The sequence below is a fragment of the Vibrio sp. St2 genome (genome assembly GCF_947311885.1).
GTDB classification, from domain to species: Bacteria; Pseudomonadota; Gammaproteobacteria; order Enterobacterales; family Vibrionaceae; genus Vibrio; species Vibrio coralliilyticus.
In genome coordinates, this window is record NZ_CAMZNA010000002.1 from 585,090 (window position 1) to 602,912 (window position 17,823).

The 17,823-nt window shown below is 45.2% G+C and carries 19 protein-coding genes; 6 read left to right on the forward strand and 13 right to left on the reverse strand.

Features of this window, described 5'->3' with window-relative positions; genetic code table 11:
• Positions 1 to 24: 24 nt before the first annotated feature.
• The 5 genes from QMA41_RS09095 to QMA41_RS09115 form a co-directional block, all read right to left on the reverse strand.
• Positions 25 to 1,014: a succinylglutamate desuccinylase/aspartoacylase family protein gene (locus QMA41_RS09095; protein WP_281629445.1), complete on the reverse strand. Its 990-nt coding sequence runs from the start codon at positions 1,012 to 1,014 to the stop codon at positions 25 to 27.
• Between the two features lie 105 nt (positions 1,015 to 1,119).
• Positions 1,120 to 2,598, reverse strand: a complete 1,479-nt coding sequence (gene yfcC, locus QMA41_RS09100; RefSeq protein ID WP_281629731.1) for a putative basic amino acid antiporter YfcC — start codon at positions 2,596 to 2,598, stop codon at positions 1,120 to 1,122.
• 251 nt (positions 2,599 to 2,849) lie between these two features.
• The gene (locus QMA41_RS09105) at positions 2,850 to 3,848 is read right to left on the reverse strand and encodes a succinylglutamate desuccinylase/aspartoacylase family protein (RefSeq protein ID WP_064486646.1); all 999 of its coding nucleotides are present in this window, start codon (positions 3,846 to 3,848) and stop codon (positions 2,850 to 2,852) included.
• 13 nt (positions 3,849 to 3,861) lie between these two features.
• Complete coding sequence (locus tag QMA41_RS09110; RefSeq protein ID WP_281629446.1) at positions 3,862 to 4,290, reverse strand: MarR family transcriptional regulator; 429 nt, start codon at positions 4,288 to 4,290, stop codon at positions 3,862 to 3,864.
• A 25-nt stretch (positions 4,291 to 4,315) separates the two neighbouring features.
• Positions 4,316 to 4,942 carry a cytochrome b/b6 domain-containing protein gene (locus QMA41_RS09115; protein ID WP_064486647.1) on the reverse strand — a complete coding sequence of 209 codons (627 nt, stop codon included), beginning with the start codon at positions 4,940 to 4,942 and terminating at the stop codon, positions 4,316 to 4,318.
• A gap of 143 nt (positions 4,943 to 5,085) precedes the next feature.
• On the opposite strand from QMA41_RS09115, the gene QMA41_RS09120 reads away from it, so the two are divergent.
• Together QMA41_RS09120 and QMA41_RS09125 are read left to right on the forward strand one after the other, a co-directional pair.
• Positions 5,086 to 5,517 (forward strand): cytochrome c, encoded by a 432-nt coding sequence (locus QMA41_RS09120; protein ID WP_172846180.1) that lies wholly within the window; start codon positions 5,086 to 5,088, stop codon positions 5,515 to 5,517.
• 65 nt (positions 5,518 to 5,582) lie between these two features.
• Positions 5,583 to 6,248 carry a hypothetical protein gene (locus QMA41_RS09125; RefSeq protein WP_281629447.1) on the forward strand — a complete coding sequence of 222 codons (666 nt, stop codon included), beginning with the start codon at positions 5,583 to 5,585 and terminating at the stop codon, positions 6,246 to 6,248.
• Positions 6,249 to 6,279: 31 nt separating this feature from the next.
• On the opposite strand, the gene QMA41_RS09130 is transcribed toward QMA41_RS09125, so the two are convergent.
• Together QMA41_RS09130 and QMA41_RS09135 are read right to left on the reverse strand one after the other, a co-directional pair.
• Positions 6,280 to 7,185 carry a DMT family transporter gene (locus QMA41_RS09130; RefSeq protein WP_281629448.1) on the reverse strand — a complete coding sequence of 302 codons (906 nt, stop codon included), beginning with the start codon at positions 7,183 to 7,185 and terminating at the stop codon, positions 6,280 to 6,282.
• Between the two features lie 145 nt (positions 7,186 to 7,330).
• On the reverse strand, positions 7,331 to 7,783 hold the full coding sequence (locus QMA41_RS09135; protein WP_019274291.1) for an Lrp/AsnC family transcriptional regulator: 453 nt from the start codon (positions 7,781 to 7,783) through the stop codon (positions 7,331 to 7,333).
• Between the two features lie 340 nt (positions 7,784 to 8,123).
• Here QMA41_RS09135 and QMA41_RS09140 point away from each other — a divergent pair, with 340 nt between their 5' ends.
• A complete protein-coding gene (locus QMA41_RS09140; protein WP_095571037.1) occupies positions 8,124 to 9,059 on the forward strand; it encodes a LysR family transcriptional regulator in 936 nt (311 codons plus the stop codon).
• Between the two features lie 36 nt (positions 9,060 to 9,095).
• Here the strand turns inward: QMA41_RS09140 and QMA41_RS09145 are convergent, their stop codons facing one another.
• Positions 9,096 to 10,712, reverse strand: a complete 1,617-nt coding sequence (locus QMA41_RS09145; protein ID WP_281629449.1) for an NAD(P)/FAD-dependent oxidoreductase — start codon at positions 10,710 to 10,712, stop codon at positions 9,096 to 9,098.
• A gap of 204 nt (positions 10,713 to 10,916) precedes the next feature.
• Between QMA41_RS09145 and fdxA the strand changes: the two genes are divergently transcribed.
• Positions 10,917 to 11,240, forward strand: coding sequence for a ferredoxin FdxA (fdxA, locus tag QMA41_RS09150; RefSeq protein WP_021457767.1), 324 nt, complete (start codon positions 10,917 to 10,919; stop codon positions 11,238 to 11,240).
• Between the two features lie 65 nt (positions 11,241 to 11,305).
• Here fdxA and QMA41_RS09155 read toward each other — a convergent pair whose 3' ends face one another.
• Together QMA41_RS09155 and QMA41_RS09160 are read right to left on the reverse strand one after the other, a co-directional pair.
• The gene (locus tag QMA41_RS09155) at positions 11,306 to 12,043 is read right to left on the reverse strand and encodes an RNA methyltransferase (RefSeq protein ID WP_281629450.1); all 738 of its coding nucleotides are present in this window, start codon (positions 12,041 to 12,043) and stop codon (positions 11,306 to 11,308) included.
• Positions 12,044 to 12,177: 134 nt separating this feature from the next.
• Positions 12,178 to 13,356 carry an MFS transporter gene (locus QMA41_RS09160; protein WP_006961566.1) on the reverse strand — a complete coding sequence of 393 codons (1,179 nt, stop codon included), beginning with the start codon at positions 13,354 to 13,356 and terminating at the stop codon, positions 12,178 to 12,180.
• A gap of 212 nt (positions 13,357 to 13,568) precedes the next feature.
• Between QMA41_RS09160 and QMA41_RS09165 the strand changes: the two genes are divergently transcribed.
• Positions 13,569 to 14,066, forward strand: coding sequence for a GNAT family N-acetyltransferase (locus tag QMA41_RS09165; protein WP_021457765.1), 498 nt, complete (start codon positions 13,569 to 13,571; stop codon positions 14,064 to 14,066).
• Positions 14,067 to 14,097: 31 nt separating this feature from the next.
• On the opposite strand, the gene QMA41_RS09170 is transcribed toward QMA41_RS09165, so the two are convergent.
• Both QMA41_RS09170 and QMA41_RS09175 read right to left on the reverse strand, forming a co-directional pair.
• Positions 14,098 to 15,075: a phosphotransferase gene (locus QMA41_RS09170; RefSeq protein WP_281629451.1), complete on the reverse strand. Its 978-nt coding sequence runs from the start codon at positions 15,073 to 15,075 to the stop codon at positions 14,098 to 14,100.
• Complete coding sequence (locus QMA41_RS09175; protein ID WP_038160144.1) at positions 15,072 to 15,359, reverse strand: GNAT family N-acetyltransferase; 288 nt, start codon at positions 15,357 to 15,359, stop codon at positions 15,072 to 15,074. Before QMA41_RS09175 ends, QMA41_RS09170 begins: the two co-directional genes overlap by 4 nt.
• A gap of 170 nt (positions 15,360 to 15,529) precedes the next feature.
• Here QMA41_RS09175 and QMA41_RS09180 point away from each other — a divergent pair, with 170 nt between their 5' ends.
• Positions 15,530 to 16,267: a PilZ domain-containing protein gene (locus tag QMA41_RS09180; protein WP_019274283.1), complete on the forward strand. Its 738-nt coding sequence runs from the start codon at positions 15,530 to 15,532 to the stop codon at positions 16,265 to 16,267.
• A 69-nt stretch (positions 16,268 to 16,336) separates the two neighbouring features.
• Here the strand turns inward: QMA41_RS09180 and QMA41_RS09185 are convergent, their stop codons facing one another.
• The gene (locus QMA41_RS09185; protein WP_281629452.1) at positions 16,337 to 17,767 is read right to left on the reverse strand and encodes a methyl-accepting chemotaxis protein; all 1,431 of its coding nucleotides are present in this window, start codon (positions 17,765 to 17,767) and stop codon (positions 16,337 to 16,339) included.
• Positions 17,768 to 17,823: the final 56 nt, after the last annotated feature.

A 17,823-nucleotide genomic window follows, 5' to 3' on the forward strand; every position in this document is an offset into this window, starting at 1 on the left:
ACCAGACATCGAATCAAACGATGATTACTTAATCATCCTAACAATGAGAGACCCCGGAGAACGCAGTGCTTCCAGATTGCAACTGAGAACAGTGCCAGATTCCGGGGCATAGTAACTAGCGACATCAAACCCTAGGCTGTTGTATTGAATCGCAAGCAACTCACCCTTCTCAACCTTCTGCAACAAAGACACCTTTGGCTCGACAAAACCACCTTGCTTCGCCCGAATGCTGATGACTTGCTTCCCTTCTAGACACGAGTCATTTTCAACAACCTCACCTGGTAACACCTTATGATAGCGCAGCACATTCAGAACACCTTCTGCGGCACGCTCAACCATTTCAGCATCATGGTATCGGCCAGAACCGACCTCCACAGTGATGCTTGGTACACCATGTTGATTCCAAGTGGATTCCAAAACGCCTGACTCACCCGGATCGTTCAAAATAACATCTGGATTCATTAGCTTAGCCAGTGTCCTTGCCTGCTCAATACGGTAGTCAGCAAACACGTATAGCGGGTAGCTGGTGCCGGTGGTTTGAGTATGCAAGTCAATCGCGATTTCGGCATTGGGCTTAAGGACATGCTGCCAAAGGTTCCCTAAATAACGCGCCGCTTCATTGCCCGCCTTATCTCCGGGGAAAAAGCGATTGAGGTTAGCGGAAGAGACATCCGGATCAACGGTGTGAAAGTCACGACTATGGTGAAGAATGCCGCTTAGGTTGATGGTCGGGACGATAGTAACGCACCCTGCCAGCGATTGCCCTACCAGCGCTTTTGCTACTTTCAAAGCGGTAACAATACCGTTTTGCTCATCCCCATGAACACCTGCTGTGATCATGACTTTTGGACCAGGCTTCGCACCTTTAAATACTCGGACAGGCATTTGCTGCCACAAGCCAAGTGCATCCGTTGCGACGGCAAATAAAAACGCATGCTCACCCGCTTGCAGTGAATCAACATCAAGCGAATGAATAATTGGAAAATGTTCCACCACAGGGGCAACGTCAGACATACCCAAACTTCCTTATAGAACAAAGGCGAGCATACACTCGCCTTGAAAAAACAGCTTACTTTAATCTCTGTTGCTAGTTGTGAATAGCACCAGATTAGAATTTTGTTAGGCAAATCCCGCCATGTGCGCGGCAACCACGACGATGCTGGAAAGCCCGAACAGAATTAACATAAAGCGACCACAGAACTTGACCCAAACGCTCCAGTCAATGCGACACACACCCAGCGTAGCCATTAGAGAGGCTGAGGTCGGAACGATGATGTTGGTAAAGCCGTCACCCAGCTGGAAAGCCAATACCGCAACTTGACGTGTCACACCTGTGATGTCAGCCAGAGGAGCCAACAACGGCATAGTAAGTGCTGCCTGACCAGAACCAGAGGTCACAAAGAAGTTAAAGATGGATTGGAACACATACATCAGCCAAGCCGCCATCACATCTGGCAAACCGCTGATCAAGCTTCCTGCGCTATTTAAAATCGAGTTTAGGACACTGGCTTCATCAGTTGAACCTCCGCCAAGGATCAGCAATACACCTTTGGCACAGCCAACCAGTAACGCAGGTGCCAGCATGATACTTGCACCATCTTTAAACGCCGCCGACGCATCGTTTAACGTCATCCCATTAAGACGGAAAATCGTGCCAAGGATTGCCACAATGAAACCCATAGTGAAAAACTGAGAGGCAATTTCAGGGATATACCATGCGTGAGCAACAACACCCCAAACCACCCAGGCTGTCGTGCCAGCCACGGTTAGCAGTACTAAGGTATCACCAAATGTCCATTTTACCGCTGGTTGATCCGACGCATCCTGCTTTCTAAAGTAAGCATCTGTGTTGTAGGTGATTGATTTGCTTGGGTTCGCTTTAATTCGCGATGCATAAGCCATGGTAAAACCAATAGCTAGTAGGGTGAAGCCTGCCCACATGACCATTCGCATCGTCATTCCAGACAGCACCGGAACTCCGGCAATACCTTGTGCAATTGCAACGGAAAATGGATTCATCCAAGACGTCGCGAAACCAATTTGGGTCGCGACATAAGTCACCATTACGGTGGTGATACTGTCATAACCCAATCTCACCATTAATGGCGCGATGATAATGGCAAAAGCGACCGCTTCTTCGCCCATACCAAAAACGGCTCCGCCCAAAGAAAACAGCAGAAACAGCACTGGAATGAATAAGATCTCGCTGCCCTTTGTTTTGTCGATCAGATAGAGGATACCGTTGTCTATCGTGCCAGTGCGGATGACCACACCAAACGAGCCACCGATGAGCAACATGAACATGATAACGCCAATAGCGCTGCCCCATTTAGAGCCCGAAACCAGCCCTTCAAAGGGGAAGTTCATCAGGCCAATACCGCCACCCGATGCGAAGAAACCAACGCTGTTGTACACCAGTTCCCCTTGCTCATCCCTTTCATAAGAGAAAGATTCAGGGTCGATGACTGAACGTGTTTTTTCTACTCCGTCCGCGATGTAGGCCACTTCTTGGCTCTCAAATGAGCCAGCGGGTACAAAGTAGGTGAGAATGGCAGCGAAGATACCGATAATAAAGATGAGAACTAAAGTGTCGGGCATCTGCCAGGTTTGGGCTTTTTCTACCCCAGATTGTTGTGTTTGAGCGTGTGACATCTTATGAATATTTATAGTTTAAAAACGCATAAAACATCACACAATTAGTTAGTATGTTCAACTACTAAAGAGCTCAAAATCGCCCTTTGAAACAATTTAATACGAAAAAACAGTAATTCTTAATAATATAATTTCATCACTGTTAAATATTGTCGATCAGCCAAAAACCACAAAAATGGTAAGCCCCTCATTGATAACTAATCAATCAACCGAACAACCAATGACCCCGGAGCACGAACCGACTCAACATTGTGGCTGATCACAGTCGCTTTGATTGGTGAGTAATACGTCTGGATCTCATCACCAAAGCTGTTGTACTGAGTGGCCAGCTTCTGCCCAGCTTCAACTAAATCCATCAGCTCCACATGACAAATTACGAATCCGCCTTGCTCAGCCCGAACACTGGTGATTCGCTCTCCTTCCACACAAGGGTGGTCCAGTTCGACAACATCGCCTTCTATAAGCTGATAATCCTTGAAAATATTCTGTACTCCCGTGGTCGCGCGCTGAATCATCTCCAAGTCAGTGTATCGACCTATCCCTACTTCAATGGTGATGGATGGAATATCAGCACGGTTATAAACTGTTTCCAAAATGCCCGGGTCTCCGGGATCATTGAGAATCACATCGGGATTAATGAGCCTTGCCATTCGAATCGAATCATCCAATCGATAGTCAGCAAAAGCGTATAAAGGATAAGCCGAGCCACTGGTCTGAGAATGGAGATCGATGGCCAAATCCGCATTGGGTTTCAGCAAGTTCTCCCAAAGGCTATTGGCATAGCGGCTAGCGTCATCGCCATTTGGATTACCTGGGAAGACGCGGTTAAGGTTAGCGGATGAGCTATCGGGGGCAGCAGAATGAAAGTCTCGGCTATGCCTTGCGATTCCAGAAAGGTTAACAGTAGGCACTATGGTAATGCAGCCTGAGATAGACTGGCCTTCCAGCTCACGCGCCAGTTTTTGTGCCGTTAGAATTCCGTTTTGCTCATCACCATGAACACCTGCAGTGATCATGATACGTTTACCCGGTTTATCACCTTTAAACACACGTACAGGCAATGTCTGTGGATGACCAATGGCATCTGTGGCAACCGCAAACCAGAACTTATGCTCTCCCGGCTCCAATGCATTTACGTCCAACGCTTGTATCGTTGGATACATAGGCACAATGCACTCATTTAGTGGCTTCGTCATCAGTTCTCTTCCCTTAAACAGCGGCGACCATTTTTTGCAGCAGGCGGATGATTTCATCACGCTCTTCAGGCTCAAGCGAGCTAAGCAGCTTTTGATTGATCGCCATAGGGATAGGAACCAAGGATTCCTTTAACGCTCTTCCTTCATCAGTCAGATAAATACGAAAAGCGCGACGGCTATTAGGATCAGGCTGGCGCTCAACCAGACCTAAATTTTCCAACTTATCAAGAGTGCGTGTCGTAGTTGAATTTTCCACTTTGGATTTCTGAGCGATATCGCGTTGGGTCACGCCTTCCTCTTCCCACAAACACATAAGCGTTGGCCAAAGGGCAAGTGTTAATCCATGCTTTTTTAGTTCCGTATCAAAGGTTTTTGCAGCATCATTCGCCACCACATTGATCAACCAGCCAAAGCTGCTTTGTCTATCAAACGTCTCACTCATCGACGAGTTCTCTCAACCAGTAAATTTACAAAGAAAAGGCAATAATTGTCATGGTAACTGATGTAGCTATAACTAGCACTAGCAAAGCTCGAAGTTGAGAAACAAACAGAAGCGTCGGATACTGAGACACGCCTTTCTGAACACCAGTAACCATCGCCCAAGTTAACGGCTTAGCACGCAGTTTGTAAACAATGATTGCCCCGACATGCAGCGCGATCAAAACCGGAAAAACATTAGCCAAGGTTAAATGCACAACTTCCAGCATATTGAATAAGCCATCCGTTAGCCAAATCTCCGCCAGAGGCAAATTGTCTAACATCCCAGCTAACGCCAAACCAGAAACGCACTGTAGAAGCAATGCCGTGATCATAGCCACAACCATCCACCCACCCGCTGGATTGTGGCCAGGTTGTGCACTTGCCCTACCCATCATATAGCGGACAACTACTTTAGGTGAACGTAGAAACTGCCTGAAACGACTGGTTTCGCTACCCACATAACCCCAAATTAATCGCCAAAGAATAAGGGTAAACAAGGCTAATCCGAGTTGTACATGCGGGCCGTTACCTGAAAACCCAGACGCCATTAATGCAATAAACAAAACAGCTTGTAACCAATGATAAAGGCGTGTCGCCAGATCCCAAACTTTCATTTTCCACCTCGACGGTATTGTTGATGAACTAATCTTTGCATAAATTTACACAGCAATAGTTGCAATTGCAACTATTGCTGTGTAAATTTAATTTCATCAACGAAGAAGATCCTTTTCGGATCGATTAATCAGGAGAGAGTCACATGAAAAAGATACTCATCGGTTTAGCAGTGGTGCTGCCTTTAACTGCAATTGCACAAGACTTTAGTCAGCAGATAACAGAACGCCAGAATGCCTTTGAAGACATTGAATCGACCAGCAAACTGGTCAACAAAACCTTGAATGGCCGTGATACCGATTGGAGCAAGCTTGAAAATCAAAGCCAAAAGTTAGCAAACCACAGTCAAACGCTGCTGACTCTTTTTCCGCAAGGAAGCGATATGAACAGCAAAGCAAAGCCTGAAATCTGGAGTAAACCAGACAAATTCAATCAATTGCTCACACAAATGGATCAAGGCTTCCAAGACCTCTATCAAGCGAGCCAAAACAAAGACATTAAGATGGCCGAATCAGGTTTTGAAAGCGCTCAAGATACCTGCCGCAGTTGCCATCGCAGCTACCGTTCTCGCTGGTAACTTCATTTAATAACCACAGATAGCAATAACAAATAAAGCCATTTTCAAACTATTAAGGAAATAACATGAAATTTATTCGCTCATCCGTACTCTTAATCTCTCTTTTCATTTCAGGTACCGTCTTCGCTGCGGACTATGGTGTCGAGCTCTCATGGAACACAGACGATGCTGAGCAAGTATTAAAAACGCTACCAGAACAAAAAGCCGCATTTGGCGAGTTAGTCGAGCAAGGAGCTGTCAAAGATATGTTTGTTATTCGAAGCAAAGTGGATGGCAAACCGATTCAGTTATTGAGGTTCGTACTTGAGGCAGACAGCGAAGCCGATGTACAGCGTAAGCTAAAAGACTTGCCTATGTACAAAAAGGAGCTGGTCAAGATCAGTAACATCCGCATGTTGGGATCTAAATGGCTAGATAACACGCCTGTCTACAACAACTACGGTGTTGTCATCACTTGGAAAGAAGGCATAGAAGCGCTTGAAATGGACAGAGTATTAGGCATCGACTTGCAGCGTGTCATCAGCCTCAATCAAGCTGGGTTTATTACCTCCTCTTATCTTGATACGCAGAAACTATCTAATGGTGTCGTACGCCCCATTTACTCAGTCTCTTTCCTTGCAAAAGATGCACAGCATGCTCGTGAACTCAGTAACCAGTTTGAAGCGGTAACTCTAGGTTATGCCACTATCGAAATTCAGCACTTAGGCCACAAGATTAGCTTAAGTCGATAATAGAAAAGCGGACTGCAAAGTCCGCTTTTATTTAAGATTCTTTATTCGACGTGACCACAACACTAAACAAAATTAACACCCCACCAATAACCTGCATTGCAGTGAACGACTCCTGCAACCAAGCCATAGCAAATAGGGCGCCGAATAACGGCTCACTCCCCATCAGCAAGGATACGCGCGTTGGAGACGTACGGCGCACTGCATAGTTCTGAACATAAAAGGCAAACAAGGTACAGAACAAGACGAGATAGATGACCGTTAACCAAAACTCCCATGAAGCAGGAACAACAAACTCAGATGTAGGTAAGTAAGTAACGGCGCATACAATTGCCACCAATGCCACTATTAAAGATTGGAGTGATGTTAAGGTTGATGTGGTGATCACCTTACCTTCCGTAAACCGCTTGGTCATAGTAACCATTAATGCACGGAGCAGAGCCGCCGTTAAAATGAAGTAATCACCACTGTTTAGGGAAAACTCAACACTCTCTTCGCTCGTCAGTAATAAAACGCCAGCCACACTGCAAGCCGTTAGCCCCCATAAGGTATTACTGACTTTCTTTTTATTGATCAACAGCTCTGCGAAAGCGGTCAGAATGACAGACAAGCTGATCAAAAACGCCGCGTTTGATGCTGAGGTTTGGGAAACACCAAACACTTCACAGAAAAAAATCGCCGATAGAATAAAACCAGTGGGAATCGCTATCTTCCAGTCTTTATTCAATCCTCGGCGAAAGTCTCGAATCACCACAGGTAACAGACATAAAAAGGTGATCGAAAATCGTATCGAAATAAACACCAAAACACTTGTGTATGCCAAGGCACTTTTCGTCAGGCCGTAACTCGTCCCCCAAAATATCGCAACCAGTAACAACAATGATTCCGTTACGGGGAACCTCACATTCCCTTTTTTTAGCGAATTTGCAGCTGTTGTCATTTCATTCCTCCATCCTTGTGAATGCTATTGCGAGTACGTCCCTGTACGCGCACTTGTCCAAATAAATAAGTCCTTTGTAGTTGGTGATAAAAACACTGAATCACGGGATTTGTTTTAATGGTTCAGGTTCAAATCTCGAAAAAGATTAACGTTGAATAGTTTGATGCAGTACTACGGTGTTGTTTAATGACTGAATGCCGTTAAACGACTCTATTTCGTTACACAGGGTATATATCGACTGAAGATCTGGCGCTTCAATGAGAGCAATAATGTCATAAGATCCTCCTACGATACTCGTCAGCCTTACCTCTGGAATCTCTCTAAGAGCTTCCGTCACATTATTCTTTTTGCCTTTCTCACATGAAATCAGCAAGTAACTTGCTGCTGTTCTGCCTTCTTGCTCAACTCTGATTTGAGCGGTATAGCCTTTAATGATACCGGTTTTTTCCAACCGGTTGATGCGCTCAGTAACTGCGGTGCGCGATAAACCAATGTTACGCGATAAGTTAGCGATTGACTCGCGGCCATTAGATAAAAGGTTAGAGAGAATTTTCCGATCCAGTTTATCTAGGCCCTGAAGGTTAGTCGTTGACATCATATATCCTGCCGTACGTTGTTATTATTAATTTGCTTTTTATAGGTTGATGGTTTTAGGTAAAGAGAGTCGATACAACTCTACTGGAGTAAAAGTCGGTTATTTTTCGAGAGTGGCGCTATCCGTCATAACCATCAAAACCAGACAGCTCACCCTTGTTCACAATGATTCGACGCTCTAGTCACGAGTTAACTGGATAATCATTGAGATGCATCCCCAGCACTTCTTCTTTGTTCATACATCACGTATTGGAAGCACTGGGTATACCGTCAATTGACTTGCTCAGTATCCATAAGTAACTTGAGCGAAACAATACAGCCAAAATGCAAAGGATAATTGCACTGTGGACACAAATAAATTAATCCCTCTCTTATCAGAGATGGCAATTTTCGTCAGTGTTGTCGAGTCTGGAAGTTTTTCAAAAACCGCCCAGAAGTTAGGTGTCTCACCGTCTTCCGTTAGTCGTTCTATTACTAGGCTGGAAAGTGCATTGCAGGAAAGGCTACTGGAAAGAACTACCCGAAAAATGCGCCTTAGCACCACAGGGCAAGAAGTTTATAACCTGTGTAGTGACATGATGAACTCAGCCAAAATGGCGATATCCGCCGCTCAGGCTGACAAAACGAATGTATCCGGCGCGTTACGAGTCGCAGCACCAAAAGCCCTGTCACGACAAGTTTTGATGCCGATGATTTTGGATTTCATCGACCACTACCCCAATATCTCATTGCAGCTTAAAGCCGCCGATCACTATATCGATCCAATAGGTGATGAAGTAGACATACTCATCCATATCACTGACAACCCCACAGCAGGCCTAATCGCCAAACAATTAAGCCAGTGTCGTCTGATCATGTGTGCCAGTCCTTCCTACATCGAAAAACATGGTATGCCCACGCACCCAGAAGACATATCTGAGCACAACTGTCTGTGTTTAGGGGAGAATCCAAAAGATCGAATATGGGACTTCACCAATAACAATAAAAAACTATCGATAAATGTGAGTGGTTCATTCGCGGTAAACCACAGTGAAATTCGCCGAGAAGCGGTATTACGTGGAGTAGGAATTTCTGTTTTTCCTGAGTTCGTGATTCAGCCTTACATCGATTCAGGAGACGTAGTTGAAGTGCTAAAAGACTGGCATGTCGGTGGAAACTACCAAGGCAAAATTATTGCTCAATATGCTCAATCTAAATACATACCCAGCCAGATTAAGACTTTTATCGAGTACTTGCAAAGTCGCTTCAATGAACAGCAGCAAATAAAAAAGGGCAGCTAAACTACTTAGCTACCCTTTTACTCATCATCAAAAGCACTATGCGTTGTCGATATCTGCCACCATGGCTTTGGCCAGCGCCTCTGCTACTTTAATACCATCAATGCCCGCAGATAGGATACCACCTGCGTAACCCGCACCTTCACCAGCAGGGAAGAAGCCTTTCAAATTGATGCTCTGGAAGTCTTTGCCACGCTTAATGCATACTGGCGAAGAGGTTCGGGTCTCAACACCTGTTAGCAAACCGTCTTCTGAAGCAAATCCTTTGATCTTCTTATCAAAAGCAGGAATAGCTTCACGAATCGCTTCGATTGCAAAATCCGGTAGCGCTTTAGAAATATCTGTCAGATGGATACCTGGCGTAAAAGATGGTTGAACGTCACCGATCTCACTTGGATCGCGACCTTTCAGGAAGTCACCAATCTTCTGTGCTGGTGCATCATAGTTCTCACCACCTAGCACATAAGCACCTGACTCAAGCTCACGCTGGAAACGGATACCAGCCAGAGGATCACCAGGGTAATCTCGCTCAGGATCAATACCTACAACAATTGCACTGTTTGCGTTACGTTCTGAGCGCGAATACTGGCTCATACCATTAGTCACAACGCGACCTTCTTCTGAAGTTGCCGCAACCACTGTGCCACCCGGACACATACAAAAGCTGTAAACGGTGCGGCCATTCTTACAATGGTGAACCAGCTTATAGTCCGCAGCACCCAAAATAGGGTTACCTGCATTAGGACCAAAACGTGCTTCATCAATCATCGATTGCTTGTGCTCAACACGGAAGCCGACAGAAAACGGCTTAGCTTCCATATAAACACCACGCTCATGCAGCATTTCAAAGGTGTCACGTGCACTGTGTCCAACCGCTAACACAACATAACGAGATTGAATCTCTTTACCGCTTGATAGTGTTAGACCTGTAATTTGCTCTCCGTCCATGTGGATATCATCGACGCGAGTGCTAAAGCGGATCTCACCACCCAGCTCGATGATTTTCGCGCGCATTTTCTCAATCATGGTCACCAGTTTAAAGGTACCAATATGCGGCTTACTGACGTATAGAATTTCTTCTGGAGCGCCCGCTTCCACGAACTCAGTGATCACCTTTCTTCCGTAGAAATTTGGATCTTTAACCTGACTGTAGAGTTTGCCGTCGGAGAACGTACCTGCCCCGCCTTCACCGAACTGTACATTGGATTCTGTGTTCAGAGTACGTTTACGCCAAAAGCCAAAGGTATCTTTGGTACGTTCACGAACTTCTTTACCTCGCTCAACCACAATCGGCTTAAAGCCACTTTGCGCGAGAATCAATGCAGCAAACAAGCCACAAGGGCCGAAGCCAATAACCACCGGACGTTCAGTAATGTTCTCTGGAGCCTTAGCTACAAACTTGTACTCCATATCTGGAGTCTGCTTAACATGCGGGTCATCCGCAAATTTCACCAACAATGGCTCATCGTTTTCAACGACAACATCAAGTGTGTAAATCAACAGAATATTTGTCTTTTTACGAGCATCATAACCACGTCGGAATACATTGAAAGAGATCACTTGGTCTTCAGAAATACCGAGTTTTTTGGTGATGGCGGCAATCAGTGCCTCTTCCTCGTGGTCGAGAGGGAGTTTAATTTCAGTTAAACGTATCATGTTGATGTCTCGTAATATCAGGTGTCTTAGCCAGAGTCGCTCAGCGACCAGCTCACAATGGCGCGCATTTTACGAGAATTTGAATTGTCTGTCATACTAAATCAAGCGAGAACAAAACATTCACAGTAGAGGATGTTGAATTTTGCCTTGGGATGAGTATTATCCCCATTCCTCAATTTTTGACTAACTTAAGAGCGGATCATCATGGCGTTCGTCGTAACCGATAACTGCATTCAATGTAAATATACTGACTGTGTCGCAGTATGCCCTGCAGATGCCTTCCACGAAGGGCCAAACTTCATGGTGATCAATCCGATTGAATGCATTGACTGCGGCTTATGTGTCGATGAGTGTGACGCGAATGCAATTTTTCAGGAAGACGAAGTGCCTGAGGACCAAACGCTTTACGTTGAGTTAAATGCCGAACTTGCCGAACTATGGCCTGTACAAACCGAAGTGAAGCCAGCAATGGATGATGCCGAGAAGTGGAATGGTGTGCCTGATAAACTGGGTATGCTAGAGAAATAAAGCACTCTAACTTCAGATACAAAAAAGCGCAGTAAATCACTGCGCTTTTTTGCATTCAGGACTTTTTATTCACCATGCTGACGACGCAAGTTATCTAAAATAATTCCCGTCGCCATAGCCACGTTGAGTGACTCTGCACCACCAAAAGCGGGAATGGTTATCTTGTCGGTGACAAACTGAGCGGCTTGCTCACGGATACCATGAGATTCACTGCCCATCAGAAGAATACCCTCAGCGTTAAATTCGGTTTTGTGGATACTTTCGCCTTCCAAGAACGCGCCATAAACAGGAATGCTTGCCTGCTCTAAGTAACTTGGCAGATCCAGTTGACTGACTGTGACACGGCCAAAACTGCCCATAGTGGCACTGATGGTTTTCGGGTTGTACGGGTCCGCGCAATCTTTACTCGCAACAATATGCTTGATGCCATACCAGTCAGCAACACGAATGATGGTGCCGAGATTACCGGGGTCTGACACGCCATCTAAAGCAATCATCAACCCCTGAGCTTGAGGTACCGTAACCGAAGGAATTTCTACCACCGCAATTGCCGCGTTATTACTGACCAGCGTACTTGCTTTAGTCAGATCATCTAACGACGCTTCGATACACTCGAAATCAGCTAATTGATCTCGATTCGCGGCCAAAAAATCGCCGGTAGCAAAAATCTGTTTAACTTGAAGCTCACTGTTCACCAATTCAAGTACGTTCTTCTCACCTTGGACCAAAAACAGACCGTGCGCTTTGCGCTGTTTCTTTTGGCCTAAAGCACGTAGTAATTTGAGTTGGTTTTTCGAAATCATAATGTATCCAAGGTGAAAACGGGATGTCCCAGATAAAAGCGCGGCAATTATAGAGTAAAGCACCCCAGACCTAAAGAGTCTCATCCCCTAATCCACAATCATAAAAAAGCGAAGGCTAAACCTTCGCTTTATCTCTAACTCCAGCGGAGAACTCGCACTTCATTACCTTCTTCAGGCTTGGCGGGAATATTAAGCGACAAAATGAACGAAACGACCGCCATTGCCGCGCCAATGTAGAATACGGCTGACGGGGACACTAACCAGATAAGGCCAAAGGATACCGGGATAAATACCGCTGCAATATGATTGATGGTGAATGACACACCCGCTGTCGAAGCCATGTCTGCAGGATCGGCAATTTTTTGTAGATAGGTTTTGATCGCTAACGCTAAAGCGAAGAATAGATGATCAATAACGTACAAGGCTGCCGCCCATTCCGCACTTTGCACCAAGCCGTAACCGATAAAGACAAATATCAAACCTGTGTATTCAAACAACAAAGCTTTACGTTCACCCACTTTACCGATGAACTTGCCAATTCTTTTCGCGAACAGGAAGTTAAACAGGTAGTTGATCAGAAATAGCATGGTGATATCTGCCGCCGAGTAACCAAACTTCTCCACCATCAGGAAGCCTGCGAAAACAGTAAAGATTTGTCGGCGTGCACCACTCATAAACGTCAGCGCGTAGTACAACCAATAACGCTTGCGCAACACCAGTTTCTTATTCTGCTGGACTTGGGTTTGGAACTGCGGAAATGCAAACGCCATCCAAACCACCAACAGAAAACCAATGCCACCAAAAGTCAGATAGACCCACTTGAAGTCCATTTGAAACACTTCCAGACAGACCCAAAGCGCACCATAAGTGATTAGTGATGCCAAAGCGCCCACAGAAATAAACTTACCTAACATCTCTGGTGCTTCGTCTTTTGAAAGCCATTGCAAAGAGAGAGACTGCTTTAGGGTTTCAAAATAGTGAAAACCAGTAGACATCAACAAAGTCGTTAATAGCAATCCAAACAGTGAAGGGAAAAAGCCAGTAATAGCGGTACCCAAAGTGAGCGCCCCAAGCGCAAGTAGCATGAACTTCTGTTCGCGAATGAACATCAAAACAAACACAGCGGTGAAGGCCAAGAAACCCGGGATCTCGCGGACACTTTGAAGAAGGCCAATATCAGCACCATCAAAATTCGCTTTTTCAATCACGAAGTTGTTGAGCAGCGCCATCCAACTAGAGAAAGCGATGGGCACCACGATAGAAATGATGATCAAAAAATTCTGAGGAGTTTTCCAGCCAGCCGACGTGTTCATTTTTCATTCCTTTTATGAGCTCTCAAACACCTTAAGTCTTCGCCAACAAATAAACAAACTTATTTACAATTTATACGTCTTAGCCACCGCTCAAGCTTCAAACATGTCAGAGTTAAATTTATACCTATTAAAATAAGTGAAAACAATGCTTTATCTTTGGTTACTTGCTCGTTATGGTTGAGTGATGTTTAACCAGTCGAGAAGGTAATAATATGGAAATAATAATTCGCCCTACTCTAGTGAGCGATGCAGCCGCAATGTGTGAAATTTTTTCACAACCTAAGGCGCAGCGTGAAACCCTCCAACTCCCTAAGCCATCTGTGGCAATGTGGACACAACGACTGGAAAACATGCCTACTGGGGTCTATAGCTTTGTCGCGGAACTAGATGGAAAAGTAGTAGGGAACATCGGTTTTGAGCACTCTCAGCGACCGCGTACCGCTCACCGCGGCACTTTTGGGTTAGCAGTTCATGATGATTATCATGGAATGGGCATCGCCAGTAAGCTGATCGAAACCGTCCTTGATTTAGCGGATAACTGGCTGCAAATAAAGCGCGTTCATCTCGAGGTTAATACCGATAATGGCGCGGCCATCGCGTGCTATAAGAAATTTGGCTTTGAAATAGAAGGTGAAGCGAAGAATGCGGTATTCAGAGAGGGCGAATACCAAAGCACTTATTATATGGCCAGGATGAAGCCAGAATCATAAGGGTAATAGCGAGCTATTGAAAAGGCTTACCTCATGGGTAAGCCTTTAACAACTCAAGCGCCTTGTAAGCCAACGCTTCTGTGTAATCATTGATTTTCCAATGGCCGGGACTCCAACCTTTGACAAATCGATGAAAATCCGCCCATGCAATCGCAAATAACGGCCGCCAGCTTTGCTCGACATCGTTGGCATCAATGTCAGGCTCTAATTTGTTGAGTGCCCGTTTAAGGTGGGAAAAATAGGTATCCAGAATCCAGTTTTCCATTTCATCACACTGTTCCGGGTCAACCGCACTGCTCATGAACAGAGCGACATCTTTCATCGCACATCCCCGCCCAACATACTGAAAATCGACCGCTGCGGCTTTACTGCAGTCAGAAGTAAAACAGAAATTAGCCAGTTTGGCGTCACCATGGACCAGTGTCTGATATGGTGCTTGACGAAGCACTTGGTCAATTTGAGCCGCAGCTTGTTTCAAGGGGAGATCATCTAGCGCTTCCAATTCATCAGGTCTTGTATCTAGGTGCCAATAAGTACCGACGTCCCACAAGCCTTCTCCTCGCTCTCCAATATGCGAAGCATGAAACCAAGCAAGCCACTTTAGCGAAGCTTCCATTTGCACAGGACCCGCGTGTTGATGCGTTTCGGTGTAACCCAATTGATGTAAGTCTTCCATCACCAGAAGGAGTTCCGTTCCTTGCTGTTCAACGACTAAAGGCTTAGGTTGCGGACAATGACTATCGGTCGCCTGAGCAAAGCGCTGATACCAATGCAGCTCAACCCGATAGGATTTCAGTTTACGTTGGTGGGAGAGATCGCTATTCCAACCTCTCGGATGATGGGAAGGTTTAGGCAATTGCACATGCTTGATAACAATACTGGTTTCATCTACATGGAGCCTGACCAATTCGCCATAGCCACTCCACAACGATTGCAAAACTTCAGTGCCTTTAAGTTCTTTATAACCTAAACGTTGACTCAAAGCTTGGTAGTCATAGGAGGTGCTCATGGCTGTTCCGCAAGCAAGTGGGACCATTCTGGATGACGTGACATATAATGCACGACATAGCTACAGACAGGTTTGATTGTGACTCCAAGACGCTCAAGCTCTGGCAAGATCGTTTCCATCATCACTTTCCCATACCCTTTTCCTTGCAAAGCCTCCGGCACTTTGGTCGACGTGATGACGTAGACATCATCATGTACTTCGAACTTCATAATAGCTTCATGTTCTGCTTCTAGAGAAACACGAAAAAGTGAGTTTGGTTCATCAAAAACTACCTTATGTAACATGCAGACTCCCAAAAATGATATCTAGCTCAAACTTATTGAGTATTTTGCTATTTGAACAAACGGTAAAGCACACATAGAATCGAATGCATCCAAGAAAGTAATAATTCTTTAACTAAGGATAACTTTGCCTATTCCTAAAACGATAACATGGCGACTCTAACGGAGGCTAGATGAATACTCAGGCGATTGCTAATAAAGATCAACCTTCACGATCACCTTCAAGAGAGAAGAGTGTTTCCACGTTGAATAGTACTGATGCACTGGCAATGTTGGAACACGGAGGAGAACTCACTATTGGTATCACAACACCCGTTGGTACCACTTTTAGGTGCAAAACAACATTCATCGGCTCCCATTCTCAAAACTTGGTTCTCGCTGAGTTACCTAAAATCTCAGATGATGATCTCGACTTTTTCTTCCAACCAGGCTTTTGGGCTGCGATAAGAGCTATTTCTCATCGTGGTGAAGGCGCTATTATCCACTTTCGGAGCCAACTTGAACATGTAATGACTGAGCCTGTACCAATCGTTGCATTGACGGTTCCCAATGCCATGCAGGTCACCCAATTACGTAAAGAGCCTAGGTATGATGTGAATCTTGCCGCTCGTGTTAATGCATCGACTCATAGACTCGATTGTCAGATTCGCGATCTTTCAAAAAGTGGTTGCCGTTTTGTCACTGCACCATTAAGTCGCGCGTTTCAAATTGGCGATGAGATTGCTTTGGAAGTGCACTCTAGCATGGGAAAATCAAGTAAGTTTGAGCCTTTATATGGCAAGATATGTAATCTGCAAAGCTCGCTGCATTACGCGCGTTACGGTGTCCAATTCGATGAAAACGGAACCACCAATGCTAAGCACTTGCTGGCGAACCTGAAATTTGATGGTTCTAAACTGACACTGCGTTAGATTTTTCTAAAAACACGGCAATAAAAAAGGCTTGGTGATTAACCAAGCCTTTTTAACGTCTGATAAACGTTAAGTGCGATATTGCTTAAGGATATCAGCCAGTGAAATGGACGCCTGAGTCAGGTTGGCGACACCTTTTGAAGACTGCTCAGCCACACTGCGGATAGTATTAGACTGAGTACGGATATCACTCAGCTCAGAAGCAATGTCATTTGCCACCGCACTCTGCTCTTCCGCGGAGGTAGAAATCTGAATACTCATATCCATGATACCGCGCGCCGATTCTGAAATAGATTGCACATCACTACCAATGTCTTCAATTAAATCGCTACTGGTGCGAGCTTGCTCTACAGTCTGTTCAGTAATCGAAGCAATGTTTTGGCTTTCTGCCTGCAATTTTTCAATCATTGACTGAATCTCAACGGTTGCTGCCTGAGTACGGCTAGCTAGAGTACGAACCTCATCCGCTACCACTGCAAACCCTCGGCCTTGCTCACCTGCGCGCGCCGCTTCAATCGCTGCATTGAGTGCCAGCAGATTCGTTTGCTCTGAAATCGCATTGATCGTCGTGATCACCTCATTAATTTGAGTCGTGTTGTCATTCAGCGTTGCAACAGAGCTGGAAGCTTGCTCGATATAGCTCGACAGTTTATCAATCTCGTTGATCGCAGACTGGACACGCTTGTAGCTACCATCAATGTGTTGCGAATCTTGCTCCGTTTGCCCCATGGCTTGCTGTGAAATGTTGGACACTTCTTTCGCAGAAGCAGTCATCTCTTCCATCGCTGTCGCAACAGAATCTAAAGATGCGTACTGGTTGCTGATCTGAGACTCACTCAACTTCATCTCTTCTTCAAACGAAGCAGAGGTTCCACTTAGTGTATTGGCGTTCTCTTTAACATTGTTCACTAAGTCCGTTAGCGTATCCATTGCTTTATCAAGAGCGCAACCGATAGTACCGAACTCGTCTCGCCCTGGGTGGAAGCCCAAACGCGAAGTCAGATCGCCTTCGCCAATTTTTTGAGTTGTGGTGTAAAGCACCCATAACGCTCCACCAATAAACGTCGCAACCCAGTAACAAAATACCGCAAAAGGAATCACCCAAACAAAGCTAAAGAAGAAACTGGATAGGGCTTGGGAGCGAGCTTGCTGATCTTGTACCTGATTGTTTAAAGTCAGTTGGTAGACATTGCCATCCTTACCGGTTTGAGACACGGTCACAATGCCGTTGTTGTAAGCAGGCTTACTCACGCTTGAGACCTTGCCAATATTGGCTTGGCCAGCTATCGACGCTTCAGAACCCGTACTCAACATTCCATCGAGTTGATGACTCGCGGCTAAAATCGCCGTTTTCTCAATTTGTTCAATTTTAGAGTAATAATTTCCACCAGCGATGCTGCCAATAGCAACAAGAAAAATGGCAAAAATCACCCACATTTTGTCATTGATAGACATTTTAATAAAAAGCTTATCTATCGTTCTGAAATCTACTTCTTTCATGTTAATCCTGCCTCTTCTAACCAAGAACTCCCTATACGGAATGTTGGTTATATAAA

Coding starts and splice junctions, on each gene's coding strand:
- QMA41_RS09095 (WP_281629445.1), bottom strand. CDS start 1,014: ATGTCTGACGTTGCCCCTGTGGTGGAACATTTTCCAATTATTCATTCG.
- yfcC (WP_281629731.1), bottom strand. CDS start 2,598: ATGCCCGACACTTTAGTTCTCATCTTTATTATCGGTATCTTCGCTGCC.
- QMA41_RS09105 (WP_064486646.1), bottom strand. CDS start 3,848: ATGACGAAGCCACTAAATGAGTGCATTGTGCCTATGTATCCAACGATA.
- QMA41_RS09110 (WP_281629446.1), bottom strand. CDS start 4,290: ATGAGTGAGACGTTTGATAGACAAAGCAGCTTTGGCTGGTTGATCAAT.
- QMA41_RS09115 (WP_064486647.1), bottom strand. CDS start 4,942: ATGAAAGTTTGGGATCTGGCGACACGCCTTTATCATTGGTTACAAGCT.
- QMA41_RS09120 (WP_172846180.1), top strand. CDS start 5,086: ATGAAAAAGATACTCATCGGTTTAGCAGTGGTGCTGCCTTTAACTGCA.
- QMA41_RS09125 (WP_281629447.1), top strand. CDS start 5,583: ATGAAATTTATTCGCTCATCCGTACTCTTAATCTCTCTTTTCATTTCA.
- QMA41_RS09130 (WP_281629448.1), bottom strand. CDS start 7,185: ATGACAACAGCTGCAAATTCGCTAAAAAAAGGGAATGTGAGGTTCCCC.
- QMA41_RS09135 (WP_019274291.1), bottom strand. CDS start 7,783: ATGATGTCAACGACTAACCTTCAGGGCCTAGATAAACTGGATCGGAAA.
- QMA41_RS09145 (WP_281629449.1), bottom strand. CDS start 10,712: ATGATACGTTTAACTGAAATTAAACTCCCTCTCGACCACGAGGAAGAG.
- fdxA (WP_021457767.1), top strand. CDS start 10,917: ATGGCGTTCGTCGTAACCGATAACTGCATTCAATGTAAATATACTGAC.
- QMA41_RS09155 (WP_281629450.1), bottom strand. CDS start 12,043: ATGATTTCGAAAAACCAACTCAAATTACTACGTGCTTTAGGCCAAAAG.
- QMA41_RS09160 (WP_006961566.1), bottom strand. CDS start 13,356: ATGAACACGTCGGCTGGCTGGAAAACTCCTCAGAATTTTTTGATCATC.
- QMA41_RS09165 (WP_021457765.1), top strand. CDS start 13,569: ATGGAAATAATAATTCGCCCTACTCTAGTGAGCGATGCAGCCGCAATG.
- QMA41_RS09170 (WP_281629451.1), bottom strand. CDS start 15,075: ATGAGCACCTCCTATGACTACCAAGCTTTGAGTCAACGTTTAGGTTAT.
- QMA41_RS09175 (WP_038160144.1), bottom strand. CDS start 15,359: ATGTTACATAAGGTAGTTTTTGATGAACCAAACTCACTTTTTCGTGTT.
- QMA41_RS09180 (WP_019274283.1), top strand. CDS start 15,530: ATGAATACTCAGGCGATTGCTAATAAAGATCAACCTTCACGATCACCT.
- QMA41_RS09185 (WP_281629452.1), bottom strand. CDS start 17,767: ATGAAAGAAGTAGATTTCAGAACGATAGATAAGCTTTTTATTAAAATG.